This window comes from Microbacterium zouquanmingi (assembly GCF_052266675.1).
GTDB lineage: Bacteria > Actinomycetota > Actinomycetes > Actinomycetales > Microbacteriaceae > Microbacterium.
Map to the genome: position 1 here is coordinate 89,988 of NZ_JBQPRA010000005.1, position 15,631 is coordinate 105,618.

The 15,631-nt window shown below is 64.6% G+C and carries 15 protein-coding genes; 6 read left to right on the forward strand and 9 right to left on the reverse strand.

Going from position 1 to position 15,631, the window contains the following annotated elements; translation table 11 throughout:
- The first annotated feature begins 24 nt into the window (after positions 1 to 24).
- The 4 genes from ACTU6V_RS12960 to ACTU6V_RS12975 are packed head-to-tail and all read left to right on the forward strand — an operon-like array spanning position 25 to position 3,948.
- Positions 25 to 1,314, forward strand: a complete 1,290-nt coding sequence (locus ACTU6V_RS12960) for a flavin-containing monooxygenase (protein WP_443475781.1) — start codon at positions 25 to 27, stop codon at positions 1,312 to 1,314.
- Positions 1,311 to 2,264 (forward strand): bile acid:sodium symporter family protein, encoded by a 954-nt coding sequence (locus tag ACTU6V_RS12965; protein WP_443475782.1) that lies wholly within the window; start codon positions 1,311 to 1,313, stop codon positions 2,262 to 2,264. Before ACTU6V_RS12960 ends, ACTU6V_RS12965 begins: the two co-directional genes overlap by 4 nt.
- A complete protein-coding gene (locus tag ACTU6V_RS12970) occupies positions 2,261 to 3,220 on the forward strand; it encodes an SDR family oxidoreductase (protein WP_443475783.1) in 960 nt (319 codons plus the stop codon). Before ACTU6V_RS12965 ends, ACTU6V_RS12970 begins: the two co-directional genes overlap by 4 nt.
- On the forward strand, positions 3,217 to 3,948 hold the full coding sequence (locus ACTU6V_RS12975; protein ID WP_443475784.1) for an alpha/beta hydrolase: 732 nt from the start codon (positions 3,217 to 3,219) through the stop codon (positions 3,946 to 3,948). Before ACTU6V_RS12970 ends, ACTU6V_RS12975 begins: the two co-directional genes overlap by 4 nt.
- A 31-nt stretch (positions 3,949 to 3,979) precedes the next feature.
- Here ACTU6V_RS12975 and ACTU6V_RS12980 read toward each other — a convergent pair whose 3' ends face one another.
- The 9 genes from ACTU6V_RS12980 to ACTU6V_RS13020 form a co-directional block, all read right to left on the reverse strand.
- Positions 3,980 to 5,140: a polysaccharide deacetylase family protein gene (locus ACTU6V_RS12980; protein WP_443475785.1), complete on the reverse strand. Its 1,161-nt coding sequence runs from the start codon at positions 5,138 to 5,140 to the stop codon at positions 3,980 to 3,982.
- Between the two features lie 39 nt (positions 5,141 to 5,179).
- The gene (locus tag ACTU6V_RS12985) at positions 5,180 to 6,298 is read right to left on the reverse strand and encodes an adenosine deaminase (protein ID WP_443468947.1); all 1,119 of its coding nucleotides are present in this window, start codon (positions 6,296 to 6,298) and stop codon (positions 5,180 to 5,182) included.
- A 48-nt stretch (positions 6,299 to 6,346) separates the two neighbouring features.
- Entirely contained in the window at positions 6,347 to 7,636 is a 1,290-nt protein-coding gene (locus ACTU6V_RS12990) for a thymidine phosphorylase (RefSeq protein WP_443468948.1), read from the reverse strand.
- The gene (locus tag ACTU6V_RS12995; RefSeq protein ID WP_443468949.1) at positions 7,633 to 8,031 is read right to left on the reverse strand and encodes a cytidine deaminase; all 399 of its coding nucleotides are present in this window, start codon (positions 8,029 to 8,031) and stop codon (positions 7,633 to 7,635) included. The genes ACTU6V_RS12990 and ACTU6V_RS12995 overlap by 4 nt, the downstream gene beginning before the upstream one ends.
- Before the next feature lie 8 nt (positions 8,032 to 8,039).
- Positions 8,040 to 9,320, reverse strand: a complete 1,281-nt coding sequence (locus ACTU6V_RS13000; RefSeq protein WP_443468950.1) for an ABC transporter permease — start codon at positions 9,318 to 9,320, stop codon at positions 8,040 to 8,042.
- Entirely contained in the window at positions 9,317 to 10,621 is a 1,305-nt protein-coding gene (locus ACTU6V_RS13005) for an ABC transporter permease (RefSeq protein WP_443475786.1), read from the reverse strand. The genes ACTU6V_RS13000 and ACTU6V_RS13005 overlap by 4 nt, the downstream gene beginning before the upstream one ends.
- Positions 10,618 to 12,138 carry an ABC transporter ATP-binding protein gene (locus tag ACTU6V_RS13010; RefSeq protein ID WP_443475787.1) on the reverse strand — a complete coding sequence of 507 codons (1,521 nt, stop codon included), beginning with the start codon at positions 12,136 to 12,138 and terminating at the stop codon, positions 10,618 to 10,620. The genes ACTU6V_RS13005 and ACTU6V_RS13010 overlap by 4 nt, the downstream gene beginning before the upstream one ends.
- 111 nt (positions 12,139 to 12,249) lie before the next feature.
- Positions 12,250 to 13,332, reverse strand: a complete 1,083-nt coding sequence (locus tag ACTU6V_RS13015) for a BMP family lipoprotein (protein WP_443475788.1) — start codon at positions 13,330 to 13,332, stop codon at positions 12,250 to 12,252.
- Between the two features lie 129 nt (positions 13,333 to 13,461).
- Positions 13,462 to 14,577, reverse strand: a complete 1,116-nt coding sequence (locus ACTU6V_RS13020) for a mannose-1-phosphate guanylyltransferase (protein WP_443475789.1) — start codon at positions 14,575 to 14,577, stop codon at positions 13,462 to 13,464.
- A gap of 167 nt (positions 14,578 to 14,744) precedes the next feature.
- Here ACTU6V_RS13020 and sdhC point away from each other — a divergent pair, with 167 nt between their 5' ends.
- Positions 14,745 to 15,179 (forward strand): succinate dehydrogenase, cytochrome b556 subunit, encoded by a 435-nt coding sequence (gene sdhC, locus ACTU6V_RS13025; protein WP_443468955.1) that lies wholly within the window; start codon positions 14,745 to 14,747, stop codon positions 15,177 to 15,179.
- Positions 15,179 to 15,631 (forward strand): succinate dehydrogenase hydrophobic membrane anchor subunit, encoded by a 453-nt coding sequence (locus ACTU6V_RS13030; protein ID WP_443468956.1) that lies wholly within the window; start codon positions 15,179 to 15,181, stop codon positions 15,629 to 15,631. Before sdhC ends, ACTU6V_RS13030 begins: the two co-directional genes overlap by 1 nt.

Below are 15,631 nucleotides of genomic sequence, written 5' to 3' on the forward strand. Positions count from 1 at the left end.
ACATTGTCGTGCGGGGAGCACCAAATGAACAGATACGCCGTCATCGGCGCAGGTCCATCCGGGTTGGCAGCAGCGCGCGCACTGCGGAAGCAGGGAATCGACGTCGAAGGCTTCGAGGCCTCGCACGACGTCGGAGGCCTCTGGGATATCACGAACCCACGCAGCTCGATGTATGAATCGGCGCATCTGATCTCCTCTCGCACGACCACCGAGTTCGCCGAGTATCCGATGGACAGTGACGTCGACTACCCGAGCCATCGGGTTCTGCATGACTACTTCCGTTCGTACGCCGAGAAGTTCGCTCTGTCCGAGCTGTTCCGCTTCGACACTCGCGTCACACGTCTGGAGCCGCACGAGGGCGGATGGAATCTCACCGCCGTCGACGAGGAAGGTGAGCAGACTCGCTGGTACAGCGGCGTGATCCTCGCCAACGGCACGCTCGCCGATCCGAACACCCCGACCTTCACGGGCGAGTTCGCGGGAGAGATCCTGCACACCCACTTCTACAAGAAGGCCGCCCAGCTCGATGGCAAGCGCGTGCTCATCATCGGTGCGGGCAACTCCGGTTGCGATATCGCCGTGGATGCTGTGCATCACGCGGCATCCGTCGACATGAGTGTCCGGCGAGGGTACTATTTCGTCCCCCGCTATCTGTTCGGCAGACCGAGTGACACCCTGAATCAGGGTCGCCCGCTGCCGAGGCGGCTCAAGCAGGCTGTGGATTCCCGGGTGCTCAAGGCATTCACGGGAGACCCGGTGCGCTTTGGCTTCCCGAAGCCGGACTACCGCATCTACGAATCGCACCCGATCGTCAACACCATGGTGCTGGGCCATCTCGGTCAGGGCGATCTGCGCATCCGCGCGGACATCGACCGCTTCGATGGCCACACCGTGCACTTCCGCGACGGCAGCTCAGGAGAGTATGACCTGATCCTGCTCGCCACCGGATACTCGCTCGGCTACCCCTTCGTCGACCGCGAGCACCTGTCCTGGCACGGTGCGTCCCCACGCCTGTTCCTCAACATCTTCCCCGCAGCCTTCAACGGTCTGTACGTGATGGGGATGGTCGAGGCATCCGGTCTCGGCTGGCAGGGTCGCTACGAGCAGGCAGAACTGCTGGCGAGCTATCTCGCGGCCGTTGAGAACGACCCAGCCCGCGCAGAGAGCTTCCGAACACGAGTAACCAGCACGCCATGGCCCGACCTCACCGGCGGATACCGCTACCTGGCGCTGGACCGCATGTCGTACTACGTCAACAAGGACGCATATCGCGGCGCAGTCCGTGCAGAGCGCGAAAGCCTGGACGCAGCATGAACGTCGACGACGTCGTCCTCAGCTTCACCCCTGGGTCACTGACGCTGCTGAATGTCGTGCTCGGGCTCATCATGCTGGGCATCGCCCTCGACACCTCTCCCAGCGACTTCCGCGTTGTCGCCAAGCACCCCAAGCCCTTCGTCATCGCGATCCTCGCGCAGCTTCTGCTGCTTCCTGCGGTGACCTTCGGTCTCACGCTGATACTCCCGGTGACAGCTTCCATGGCGATGGGAATGATCCTGGTGGCCTGCTGCCCTCCGGGCAACATCTCCCAGGTGCTCACTCACCGCTCTGGCGGCAACGTCGCGCTCTCGGTGTCGCTGACAGCCGTCGGCAACCTGATCTACATCGTCGCCATGCCGCTGAGCATCGCGTTCTGGGGCTCTCTGCACCCGACGGCGCGAACGGTGCTGCACGCTGTCGCCCTCGACCCGCTGAAGATGCTGCTGGAGATCGTGCTGATCATCGGTCTACCGTTCGCCGTTGGCCTGTTCGTGCGAGCGAAGCTGCCGAAGATCGCGGCCAAGGCTCATCCGTTCGTGAAGTGGTTCAGCCTGCTCGCGCTCGTCGGCTTCATCGTCGTGGCTCTCGTGGGCAACTGGTCGGTGTTCGTCAGCGTGCTGGGAATCGTGCTGCTGGTGGTCACCGTGCACGACGCCGTCGCCCTCGGGCTCGGCTATGGCACCGCCGTCATCGGCGGACTCGGCAGCAGGGAGCGCAAGGCCATGACGTTCGAAGTCGGCATCCGCAACGCCGGTCTGGGACTCGGGCTGGTCTTCGCCTTCTTCGGCGGCCTCGGCGGGATGGCGATCGTGGCCGGCTGGTGGGGCATCTGGGACATCATCGCCGGTCTCGTGGTAGCCGGCCTCTGGTCGCGGCACACGCGCAAGCGCACGGGATCGCCTACGGGGGATGCCACCGGACGCACCTCGATTGAGCCCACCCCGTGACCAGGGTGCTGATCACCGGCGGCGCGGGGTTCCTCGGCTCGCACGTCGCACAGCTCCTCGCCCAGCGCGCTGACGTGGAACTCGTCGTCACCGCCGACTTGCGCGCCAGGCCCGCAGAAAACGGCATCCTGCCGGTGACGTTGGATGTGACGGATGCCGCGAGCATTGCTCCCCTGCTGCGCGAGCACCGCATCGACACCGTCGTGCATCTCGCCGCGATCGTGAACCCCGGCAAAGACGTGGCGCTCGAGTACCGCGTCGATGTTGATGGCTCAGCCAACATTCTTGCCGCGTGCGTCGATGCTGGCGTGAAGCGAATCGTCGTCTCCAGTTCGGGCGCGGCCTACGGATACCACCCGGACAGCCCAGAGTGGATCGACGAGACGACGCCGGTTCGAGGCAATGACGCCTTCCCGTACTCGCGCCACAAGCGCCTCGTCGAGGAGATGCTCGCCGAGTATCGGAAGACGCACCCGGAGCTTGAGCAGGTGATCTTCCGGATCGGCACGATCCTCGGCCCCGATGTGCGCAACCAGATCACCGCGCTCTGGGACAGCAGTCGCATCCTGCGCATCGCAGGATCCGATGCCCCATTCGTCTTCATCTGGGTGGACGATGTCGCGAGAGCGATGGTGCGTGCGGCGACCGACGGCCCCGCAGGGATCTACAACGTCGCGGGCGACGGCGCTCTCACTGTTGCCGAGATCGCCGAGCGTCTGGGCAAGCCATTGCTCCCGATTCCCGCATGGATGCTGTCGTTCGCCCTGCGCGCGGGGCAGCTGCTGCGTCTGACCCCGCATGGGCCGGAGAAGGTGCCGTTCCTTCGCTACCGCCCTGTGCTGGCGAATCGACGGCTGAAAGAGGAGTTCGGGTTCGTGCCGTCGCGCACGAGCGCCGAGGCATTCGAGGAATATCTCGCAACGCATCCCGGTGTCGCCCGTACCCTGGAGCGATGAAGAAGAAACGCCGGCTGCTGCGATGGATCCTGTGGAGCATCGTCCTGGTCGTGATCGTCGCTGTCGTCGGCACTCTCGCCTGGACGCAGATCGGTGTCATGCAGGCCGCAGCAGAGCCGCTCGCTGACGCGAAGGCGAATCCAGCGATCACGATCACGGATGCCCCGGAGGGCATCGTGCTCGCGCCGCGCGAGGGCGGCTCGGCTACCGGACTGGTCTTCATCCCGGGCGCGAAAGTCGACCCATGGGCGTACGTGGCGATCCTTCAGGACGTCGCGGCCGAGGGCACCACCGTGGTCATCACGAGACCGTGGCTGAATCTGGCATTCTTCGATCTGCGCGGGCTGGACTCCTTCACTTCCGCAGTGCCCGAGATCGAGAACTGGGGCGTCGGCGGGCATTCGCTGGGCGGTGTGCGCGCGTGCCAGCTCGCGGGCGATGCCGAGACCCTCGTGCTGTTCGCCTCGTACTGCGCGACCGATCTCTCCGGCGACTCGCTCGCCGTGTTGAGCCTCGCCGGCACCGAAGACAGGCTCTCGACCCCCGAGAAGATCGCGGATGCACGGCACCTACTCCCCCAGGACGCCGAACTCATCGAGATCGAGGGCGCCTCACACGCTTCCTTCGGCGACTACGGTCCGCAGTCAGGCGACGGGACCCCGACGATCTCAGACGACGAGATGAGAGCTGTGGTCACCGAAGCACTCGCCCCTCTGCTTCAGCGCTGAGGGTCGATGCGGTTGATCAGCCGATACCTGATCACCCGATGCGGTTGATCAACGCATCCAGGCCCATGCCGTAGTCGATGCGCACGACCGGCAACGCGTACTTGTCGGTGCCGATGGTCACGGTGCCCGGCTCGATCGTGCGAGCCATCGCGTATCCGGCCTGAGCGACGCCCTGTTGGGCGGTGTCGTTGAAGTGACCGTAGGGGTAGGCGATCACCTCGCGCACGCCGAGCACGTCCCCTGAGATGTTCAGGTCTGCAGCGATCTCGTCCGCCGTCCAGTTCACCATTCGGCCCTTGCCGTTCGCGCCGGCCTGATGCATGTCGTGCGTGTGCGATCGCCGCTGCACGTAGATCGAGGGCGCCGGGTCCTGCCGATGGGCCGTGATCATGAACGAGGTGGTGAGCACCTTGTGAGCGGTGACGACGGGTACTGCCAGATCGAACCACGTCTGGTCAGCGTCATCATCGGTGATGATCACCGAGCGCGGTGGGAGGTACAGTCGCCCGTCGATGAATGCGCTGAGCTCGTCCCAGGTGGGCATGTAGAAGCCGGTGGTCGCGATGTGGTTCATCTGCGCGTCGAAGTCGCCGATATACGCGTAGTTGCCGCGCAGCCAGCCGTCTTCGCCCTCAGGCCTGCTGGTGAACTGGTGGTACATCAGGATCGGCACCTCGGTGCCCGCTGCGGCGTTCTGGTCGGCAGGCATCCACGACCCGAACAGTTCGATCGACTGGTCTTCGCAGACGACCTCGTCGGCTCCGTTGATCCGGGATGCCGGGTCGAAGGCTGCGGCGCTCTCCGGAGTCGCGTACCAGCCGCCGAAGGCCATGCCTTCCTGCGCGGGAATCGGAAGCGCCGCGTACAGCGTGCCCTGGTGCTGAAGGATCGGGGCATCGGCGATCCCCTCCCCCGCGAACACGACGGCGCACGCCAGCGGATCATTCGCATCGGCAAGCAGCTGCTCGACCGGTGAGAGAGGAGTGGGCGTGGGCGTGGGTTTCACGGTCGGCTTGGGGGGCTGGGCGGTGACCGCCTGCACGGAGTTCGAGCGAATCGTCGAGATGACGATCGTCAACGACACCCCGAGCACGAGGACGGCGACGACGACACCGGTCAGCAGAACCCGCGTGTTCAGTCTGCGCCTGCGCTGATGAGTGACCCGCCTTCGGCGACGACTGTCCCCCTCCATGACGCCCTCCCTTTCCGGATCTCACCCTCAGGGGAGCTCTCAGTCGTTCTGGAAACCCTCAGCGATCATCTCGACGAGTTCTTCGCGTTCTTCAACAGGCAGGAACGTCGCCGCGGCGGCATTGAACTGGAACGTCTCAAGATCATCCAGATCGTAACCGAAAGCATCGACGAGGAGCGCGAGCTCACGGGTGAGCGAGGTGCGACTCATCGTGCGGTTGTCGACGTTGACAGTGACGTTGAACCCGAGCTGGTAGAGCAGATCGAAGGGGTGGTCAGCGAGCTCTGTTCCCCAGGCCTCGATCGCACCGGTGTGAACGTTGGAAGACGGCGACAGCTCGAGCGGGATCTCGCGGTCACGCACCCAGCGCGCGAGGTCGCCGAACTTGACCTGCACCTCTTCGCCGTCGCGGTCCATGACCTCGAGATCCGAGACGAGGCGCACCCCGTGTCCGAGACGCAGTGCACGCCCGTCGAGCAGCGCGCTGCGGATGGATGCGAGGCCTGCGGCTTCCCCGGCATGCACGGTGACCGGCATGAAGTTCGCCGCCAGCAGTTCGAAAGCCTCACGGTGATCGGATGCAGGGAATCCGTCTTCGGGACCTGCGATATCGAATCCGACGACGCCCTCTTGGCGGTGGTCGAGCACGAGCTCCGCGATCTCGAGTGCGCGATCGTTCTGGCGCATCGCGCTGAGGATCTGACCGACTCGGATGCTGCGACCGCTCCGGTCTACGGCATCCTCACCCTCTTCGATCCCCTGCTGCACTGCTTCGACAGCGTCATCCAGCGACAGTCCTCCAGCCAGGTGCTGCTCCGGTGCCCAGCGCACCTCGCCGTAGATGACACCGTCTGCTGCGAGGTCTTCGACGAACTCACGTGCGACACGGGTGAGTGCCTCCGCAGACTGCATCACTCCGACCGTGAGATCGAACGTCTTGAGGTAGTTCACCAGGGACCCGGAATCCGCCTGCGCACCGAACCAGTCGCCCAGCGCACCAGCGGAGGTCACCGGAAGCTCGAGTCCGATCTGCTGTGCGAGCTCGAAGACCGTCTGAGGCCGCACCGCACCGTCGAGATGGTCGTGCAGGGAGATCTTCGGCAGGGAGCGCAGCGAGACGCCCCCGATCTTGACGTCGCCGTCGGATGTGATCGACATGGATGTTGTCCTCTCAGAAACCCGACGTGCGCTCGTCGACGTCCCAGCTTACGCGGTGATCCGCTCGCGGACGAGAGGCCCGATCTCCGGCGCGCTCTCTCCGATAGCCCACGCGCCTTCGACAGCGTCGAGCGCACGTGCGAACCGCGCTTCATCCTGCGCGGACAGTGTGAACAGCGGCTGTCCTGCAGAAACGCGATCACCGGGCTTGGCGTGCAGGTCGATTCCTGCAGCATGCACGACCTCGTCCTCGGCGCGCGCGCGTCCTGCGCCCAGTCGCCATGCGGCGACGCCGAACGGCAGAGCATCGATCCGGGTCACCACGCCGTCAGACGGAGCCGTGACCACATGGGTCTCACGAGCCACGGGGAGCGCAGCATCCGGGTCGCCGTCCTGGGCACGGATCATCGCGTTCCAGGTGTCCATGGCCCGCCCGTTATCCAGCGCTCCTTCGACATCGGCATCCGGATGGCCGGCGAGCGCGAGCATCTCACGCGCCAGCGCGATCGTCAGCTCGCGAACATCGGCGGGGCCGCCGCCGGCGAGCACCTCGACGGACTCGCGAACCTCGTTCGCGTTTCCGATTGCCAGGCCGAGCGGCACATTCATATCGGTCAGAAGGGCCGTCGTGGCCACTCCCGAATCCGTGCCGAGCGCGACCATCGTCTGGGCGAGCTCGCGAGCGCGGTCGATGTCCTGCATGAACGCGCCGGAGCCGAACTTCACGTCCAGCACGAGGGCGTCGGTCCCCTCAGCGATCTTCTTGGACATGATGCTCGAGGCGATGAGCGGAATCGCCTCGACGGTGCCAGTGACATCGCGCAGGGCGTAGAGCTTCTTGTCTGCAGGGGCAAGGCCCGAGCCGGCGGCACAGATCACCGCGCCGACATCGCTCTGCATCTGCGCGAACATCTCTTCGTTGCTGAGAGCTGCCCGCCACCCGGGAATGGACTCGAGCTTGTCCAGAGTGCCACCGGTGTGACCGAGACCCCGGCCGGACAGCTGCGGAACCGCAACGCCGAACGATGCCACCAGCGGTGCCAGCGGAAGCGTGATCTTGTCGCCGACGCCACCTGTGGAGTGCTTGTCCACGGTCTTCTTGCCGAGGTCTGCGAAGCTCATCCGCTCTCCCGATGCGATCATCGCGTCGGTGAGGACACGGATCTCGTCGCGCTCCATCCCGCGCTGGAAGATGGCCATCGCGAACGATGCCATCTGCGCGTCGGAGACATAGCCACGCGTGTAGGCATCGACCATCCAGCGCAGCTCGGGTTCGGGGACAGCGCCACCGCCGCGCTTCGCGCGGATGACGTCGATCGCGTCGAATGGCTCACTCATCGGACATCCTCCAGGTCGCGCGGCCCGAATGCGTCGGGCAGCACCTCATCGATCGTGCGGATGCCGGAGACCGTCTCCAGCAGCATCTCCGGCATGGAGTGCTCATACAGCAGCTGTCGGCAGCGGCCGCATGGCATGATCGTCTGCCCGTCATTGTTGACGCAGACGAAGGCGACGAGCTTGCCGCCTCCAGACATGTGCAGGTCTCCCACCAGTGCGCACTCGGCGCAGAGCGTCACGCCGTAGGAGGCGTTCTCGACGTTGCATCCGGCGACGATGCGTCCGTCGGCAACGAGAGCCGCGGCTCCCACTTTGTACCGTGAATAGGGCGCGTAGGCCTTCTGCATGGCCTCTGTGGCGACGTGACGGAGCTCGTCCCAGTCGATGTCAGTCATAGCTCTTTCTAACTCTTAATGTATGGCTCGCCGGATGCTGCCGGCGGACGCGAACGCCCGACAAGGCCCGCCACGGCGAAGATCGTCACGACGTACGGCAGCATCAGCATGAACTGGCTCGGCACCGGAGACCCGATCACCGAAAGCACTCCCTGCAGGTTCGTCGCGAACCCGAACAGGAGCGCTGCGAGGGTCGCTCGCACCGGATCCCACTTTCCGAAGATCACCGCGGCAAGAGCGATGTATCCGGCACCCGCGGTCATCTCGCGACCGAACTGCGGGTTCGTGACCAGCGTGTAGAACGCACCACCCATACCCGCGATCGCACCAGCGAGCATCATGTTCCAGTAGCGGGTCGGTGCGACCTTGATTCCGACGGTGTCCGCGGCCTGAGGGTGCTCGCCGACTGCGCGCAGGCGCAGGCCCCAGCGGGTGCGGTACAGGCCGTACCAGACCAGGAATACCGTGACGTACATCAGGTAGACGATGATCGTCTGGCGGAACAGCACCGGACCCAGCACAGGAATCTCGCTCAGCAGCGGAATCGGAAGAACAGGGAACAGCGGCGGCGAGTTCAGCTGCTCTGGGTTCGCACCCAGCACCTGGCGGTAGAGGAACGTCGTGAGCCCCGCCACCAGCACGTTGAGCACGACACCGACGATGACCTGATTGACGTAGTAGGTGATGGCGAACACGGCGAGCACGAGTGAGACCAGCACGCCGGCGACCATTGCCGCGATCAGGCCGGCCCAGGCGCTCTGCGTCGCAGATCCCACGACGGCGGCCATGAAGGCGCCGGCGAGAAGCTGGGCCTCGATGGCAATGTTGACCACGCCGACACGCTCACCGATCACACCGCCCAGTGCCCCGAAGATCAGGGGCGTCGCAAGCGCGAGCGCACCGCCGAGCAGGCCGATCATCGGCAGCGTGCCGCCGGCCGAAGCCCACGCGAGGAATCCGATGAGGAGCACGGCGACGTAGACGACGGTCAGCCACAGCGGCAGCTTGCGCGCCGCACGCGTCCAGACGATCGCCAGCGCAGTCATCGCGGCGAGCAGGACGACTGCGACCCATGCCGTGGCGTTGGCCGGCAGGACGAGCTCTGGCAGCTGGATTGCGGCATCCGCCGAGCGGACCAGGCGGAACGTGCTGTTCCCCTCGCGCGGAACGAGCAGCGGCAGCAGTGCGAACAGTACGGTGAACAGGCCGAAGATGATCGGCGTCTTCCATGAGGTGACCGTGACGTGACGCTGTTCGTCACTGACCACCGATTCAGCCATGACGGTCATGCCGACACCTCCTCAGCGATCTGCGCCGCATTCTTCTTCGGCTTCTTGGGCTTGTTCGGTTTCTTTCTGGCACCGGGCTGCGGCAGACCGAAGATCGCCCGCACGAGAGGCGGCGCTGCGATGAACAGCACGATCAGGGACTGCACGACCAGAACGATCTCGATCGGAACGTTCTCGGATGCCTGCATCGCGAAGCCACCGGCCTTGAACGCACCAAACAGGATGCCGGCCGCGAGAATGCCGAGTGGTGTGGAGCGGCCGAGCAGCGCCACGGTGATCGCGTCGAATCCGATGCCGGCGTCGATGTCACCGCCGAAACCACTCGTGACCGTTCCGAGCACCTGGCTGACGCCGGCGATGCCCACGAGGCCACCGGCGATGACCATGACGAGGAAGTACATCCGACCGACGCTGATGCCTGCGACGCGAGCCGCGGTGGGGTTCTCTCCCACGGCGCGGAATCGGAAGCCGAGGCTGGAGCGCTCGAGCAGCCACCAGGTGAATGCCACGGCGATCAGAGCGAGGATGAAGCCGGCGTGCAGGTTGTATCTGGGTCCGAGGATGCCGGGAAGGATCGCCGACTCTGCCATCGCGGCCGTCTTCGGGTTGTTGGATCCCGGTGCCTGCAGGATTCCCTGCGTGGCGAGCATCCAGGCCAGCAGATAGAGGGCGATGTGGTTGAGCATGATCGTCACGATCACCTCGTGGGCGCCTGTGCGGGCCTTCAAGATGCCGGCGATGCCGGCCCAGATCGCACCGGCGATGATTCCGGCGACGATGGCGACGAGCATGTGCAGCGGCCAGGGAAGGTTCATGCTCGTGGCCACCCAGCCTGCGGCGGCTGCTGCCATGAGCATCTGTCCCTGACCACCGATGTTGAACAGCCCAGCCCGGAAGGCGAGTCCGACGCCGAGGCCGGCCGCGATCAGAGGCGTCGCGAACTTGAGCGTCTCGGTCAGCGGCTTGATGCCGGCGGCGAAACCATCGACACGGAAGTTGTAGAACGCTCCCTGGAACAGGGCCACGTATGCGCCGGAGATCGAGTTCCAGATCGCGACCAGCATGTCCTGCGGGCGGCTGAAGAAGTAGCCGGCCGTGCGCTGTACGTCAGGATCGGTGAACGCGATCATGATCGAGCCGGCGATCAGCGCCAGGATGACCGACAGCACCGAGATGAGCCCGTTGCCCATCACGATCCGGCGGAAGGCTCCGTGCCAGCGCGAGGGCTCGACTTCTGCTGCGGGGTCGGTGCCGAAATTCGCCGGAGGCGGCGAGACCGAATTCAGTTCTGCACTGCTCATGCGCTGGTCTCCTCAGTCGCCTCGACCATGCCGGCCATCATCAGACCGAGCTTCTCGCGCGAAGTGTCGCCGGAGACGATGCCGACGACCTTGCCGCGGTACATCACCATGATCCGATCAGCGAGGGCTGCGGCCTCATCGAGCTCGGTCGAGATCACGACGACGGGGATGCCGGAGTCGCGCGTCTCGATGACGCGCTTGTGGATGAACTCGATGGAGCCGACATCGACTCCTCGTGTCGGCTGGGCGGCCACGAACAGCGACAGATCACGGCTCAGCTCACGGGCGAGCACGACTTTCTGCTGGTTTCCACCCGAGAGGCGACCAGCGGCCTGCGCCGGACCCTGAGTGCGGATGTCGAACTCGGCGATCTTCTCTTTGGCGAACTCGTCGAGCACCTGCAACTGCAGGGTTCCCGCCTTGACGAACGGGGCGCCGACCGAACGGTCCAGCATGAGGTTCTCTGCGATCGAGAACTCCTTGACGATGCCATCGGTGCTGCGGTCCTCTGGCACGAAGCCGACGCCGTCGTCGAGGATGTCGCGCACCGAGCGGCCGATCAGCTCTTCGCCGTTGAGACGCACGCTGCCTTTGACGCGGGGCTGAAGGCCGACGATGGCCTCGGTGAGCTCGGTCTGACCGTTGCCCTGGACACCGGCGATGACGAGCACCTCGCCACCACGAACGGAGAAGGACACGTCATCGACCAGAACCGTTCCGAGTTCGTCGGTGACGGTGAGCTCAGACACGACGAGAGACTCGTCGCCGAGCTTGGGAGCCTCCTTGTGCACAGTGAGCTCCACCGCGCGACCGACCATCAGAGAGGCGAGTTCTTCGTTGCTCGCGGTCGGTGACGCTTCACCGACGACCTGGCCGAGGCGGATGACGGTGATCCGGTCGGCCACCTCGCGCACCTCGCGAAGTTTGTGGGTGATGAAGACGATGGAGGTGCCGGACTGCTGCAGCTGACGCATGGTCGCCATCAGCTCGTCGGTCTCCTGAGGCGTGAGCACGGCGGTCGGCTCGTCGAAGACGAGAACCTTGGCATCGCGAGAGAGCGCCTTGATGATTTCCACTCGCTGCTGAACACCGACCGGAAGATCCTCGACGATGGCATCCGGGTCGACCTGGAAGCCGAACCGGTCCGAGATCTCACGCACCATCGCGCGAGCGGCGGCGAGGTCCAGACGGCCTCCGAAGTTCGTCTTCTCGTGTCCGAGCATGACGTTCTCGGCGACGGTGAACACCGGAATCAGCATGAAGTGCTGATGCACCATGCCGATGCCCGCGGCCATCGCATCGCCTGGCCCGGCGAAGTGCTGTTCGACGTCATCGAGGAGAATCGAGCCCTCATCGGCCTGGTACAGGCCGTAGAGCACGTTCATCAGTGTCGATTTTCCGGCGCCGTTCTCACCGAGGAGACAGTGGATCTCTCCTGGCTCGATCGTGAGGTCGATGTGGTCGTTGGCCGTCAGCGCGCCGAACCTCTTCGTAATGCCGCGCAGTTCAAGCTTCATATGTCAGATCCTAATCAGGGAAGGTGCTTCAGCCCAGGTTCCTGTGGGAGCCCGGCATAGGCGAGGGGAGGTCGGCGGGTGGCCGGCCTCCCCTCGGGGTTCATACCTCGATCACTCGAGGTAGGACGTGACGGTGACGTCGCCCGCGATGATCTGCTTCTGCAGGTCCTGCACAGCGGTCCACAGAGCCGGGTCGACCTTGTCCTCGAAGTTGTGGAGGTCGGCGATGCCGACGCCCTTGTTCTCGAGGGTGCCGACGTAGGCCTCTGCGTCGAACTCGCCGTTCGCGCTGCTCATGGTCGCCTCGTACACGGACAGCTTCATGTCCTTGAGGATCGAAGTGAGCACGTAGTCAGCCGTGCTCGGGTCGGTCACGAACAGGTCGGCGTCCGCACCGATCAGCGCGATGTCACGACCGGACTCCTTGATGACCTGCAGCGCCGACTGGTAGATGGGGCCACCGACCGGCAGGAGCACGTCGACGCCCTGGTCGACGATGTTCTGCGCGACCGACTTGGCCTCGGGACCGGCTTCGAAGCCACCAGTGAACGAGGTCATTCCCACGACCTCTACGGCGGTGCTGTTCTGCTCGTTGTAGTAGTCGACGCCCTGCTTGAAGCCGTCCATGAAGATCGTGACAGTCGGGAACTCCATGCCGCCGAACGTGCCGACCTTGCCAGTCTCGGAGTATCCAGCAGAGAGGTAACCCGCCAGGAACGCGGCCTGGGCCGTGTCGTAGAGCAGCGGCTTGACATTCTCGGCATCCTTCTCGCCGTCGAAGTCGTTGTCCGCTGCGTCGTCGACGAGAATGAAGTCGATGTCGGGGTTGGCGGTGGCGACTTCGACGGTCGCAGCCGAAAGCGCGAAGCCGACGGACACGACTGCGTTGCAGCCCTGCGAGACGAGGCTCTCCAGGTTCGGCGCGAAGTCGGTCTCACTGTTGGACTCGACGTTCTTGTACTCGACACCGAGCTCGTCCGCTGCCTGAACCATGCCCTCGAAGGACAGCTGGTTGAACGACTTGTCATCGAATCCGCCAGCATCCGACACGATGCAAGGCAGGAAGTCGATCGTCTCGCCGCCAGCGTCTCCGCCGCCGTTCTCCTCGGGTGCGGCTCCGCAGCCCGCGAGTGCGACAGCAACGCCGGTTGCCACGAGCGCGGCCAGAGCGCGCTTCTTGGTGGAAATGGTCACGTAAGCCTCCACGACTACTGGCCTGCGCGAATCGCAAGGCCCCGTCCGGCTAAGTTACCCAGTGTTACCGCATTCGCGAGTGTCGGCACGGTTAATGGTTATGAACTCGCAATAGACCAAGCGCAGATGTTACAAGACATCTCCGCGACCGGTGAGTTTGAGCGACTCCACCACACCCTTCACGCGCTGCGCATGTTCCGCTGTGGTGACCAGAAGAGCATCCGGAGTGTCGACGACCACGATGTCCTTCACGCCGATCAGACTGATCACTCTGGACGTCTGACTGACGATGATTCCAGTGGCGGCATCCGACAGCACGCGCGCCTTGGGCCCGAGCACCGCGAGGTCGTTCTTGCGACCGGCGGAGATGAGCTTGGTGAGCGAGGCGAAGTCCCCCACATCGTCCCAGTCGAAGTGTCCGGGGATGACGGCAAGACGGCCCTTCTCCGCGGCGGGCTCTGCCACCGCGTAGTCGATGGCGATCTTCTTGAGCGTCGGCCAGACCCGATCGACGACAGGGCCACGGCGTTCGCGGTCGTCCCACGCTTCGGCGAGCTCCAGGAGTCCGGCGTGCAGCTCCGGCTCGTTCTCGGCGAGTTCATCCAGCAGCACACTGGCCTTGGCGATGAACATGCCAGCGTTCCAGAGGAAGGAGCGATCCGCGTAGTAGACCTTCGCTGTCTCGAGGTCGGGCTTCTCCACGAAGCGCACGACGGTGGCAGCCTCGGGCGCCTTGTCGACGATGAGCTCATCGCCCTTCTGGATATACCCGAAGCCGACAGAGGGCTCAGAAGGCTGGATGCCGATGGTGCAGATGTATCCGTCGCGCGCGACCGCAACAGCCTGCTCCACGGCGAACTCGAAAGTGCGCGTGCCGCGAATGACATGGTCCGCAGCGAAGGATCCGATGATGACATCGGGATCGCGACGGTGCAGGATCGCCGCTGCGAGGCCGATCGCCGCCGCGGAGTCGCGGGGTTCGGACTCGAGGAAGACGTTCATATCTGCGATGCCGGGAAGCTCCGCCTCGACAGCCGCGCGGTGCGCGCGGCCGGTGACCACCGAGATGCGATCAGGGCCGGTCATCGGCTCCAACCGGTCCCAGGTGTCGCGCAGCAGAGAGTTGCCGGAACCGGTGAGATCGTGCAGGAACTTCGGCGCATCCGCGCGCGAGAGCGGCCAGAGTCGGCTGCCGATGCCGCCGGCGGGGATCACTGCATAGAAGTCGTCGAACGGCGAGGTCATGTCCTCAGCGTAGTCGGCATGAGAAATCTCGACATCGAGACACTTAGGCCACCCTTCGTCGCTCCCAGCGTTTGAACAGGAATAGGATGGAACCCGATCGGGCATGTCCTGAGGTCGGTTCTGACCCAGCTCATGCTGCCGACCTCGCATCGATAGGGAGGACGACCGTGTCCGCAGGCACTCGCTTGACGCCGTCGATTTCGGAAACCACGTCCAAAGCCCCCCGCGGCACGCTGTACCGCGGACGTGAGGGCATGTGGTCGTGGGTGCTTCATCGCATCACCGGAGTCGCCATTTTCTTCTTCCTGCTGGTCCATGTACTGGATACAGCGCTGATCCGGGTCTCCCCCGAGGCGTACAACGCCGTGATCGGCACCTACAAGAACCCGATCATGGCGCTTGGCGAGGTCGTGCTGGTCGCGGCCATCATCTTCCACGCGATCAACGGTCTCCGGATCATCCTGGTTGACTTCTGGTCCAAGGGCGCGCGCTTCCAGCGGCAGCTGTTCTGGGGTGTGATCGCCGTGTGGGCGATCCTGATGGCCGGGTTCATCCCCCGCCACCTCGCACTCGCGTTCGCCGGATTCGGAGGGGGGCACTGATGTCCGCTCAGACTGTTGCCGCACCCGCACGTCGTCGCCGCGGGATCAACCTCGAGAAGTGGGGCTGGGTGTTCATGCGAGCATCCGGTGTCGTGCTGATCGTCCTCATCTTCGGACACCTGTTCGTCAACCTCATGGTTGGCGAGGGAATCCACGCGCTCGACTTCGCGTTCATCGCCGGCAAGTTCGCCACGCCGTTCTGGCAGTGGTGGGACGTACTGATGCTGTGGCTGGCATTCATCCACGGCGGCAACGGCATGCGCACGATCATCAATGACTACGTCACTCACGAGAAGGTCCGCAAGGCGCTCGTGTGGGCTGTCGCACTCGCAGCGGGTCTGCTCATTGTGCTCGGCACCCTCGTCGTGTTCACATTCGACCCCTGCCTCGGCGTCAACCAGGACAGCGTCCTGTGGGATCAGTGCGTGGCCATGGGCGTCGTCGGAAACTGA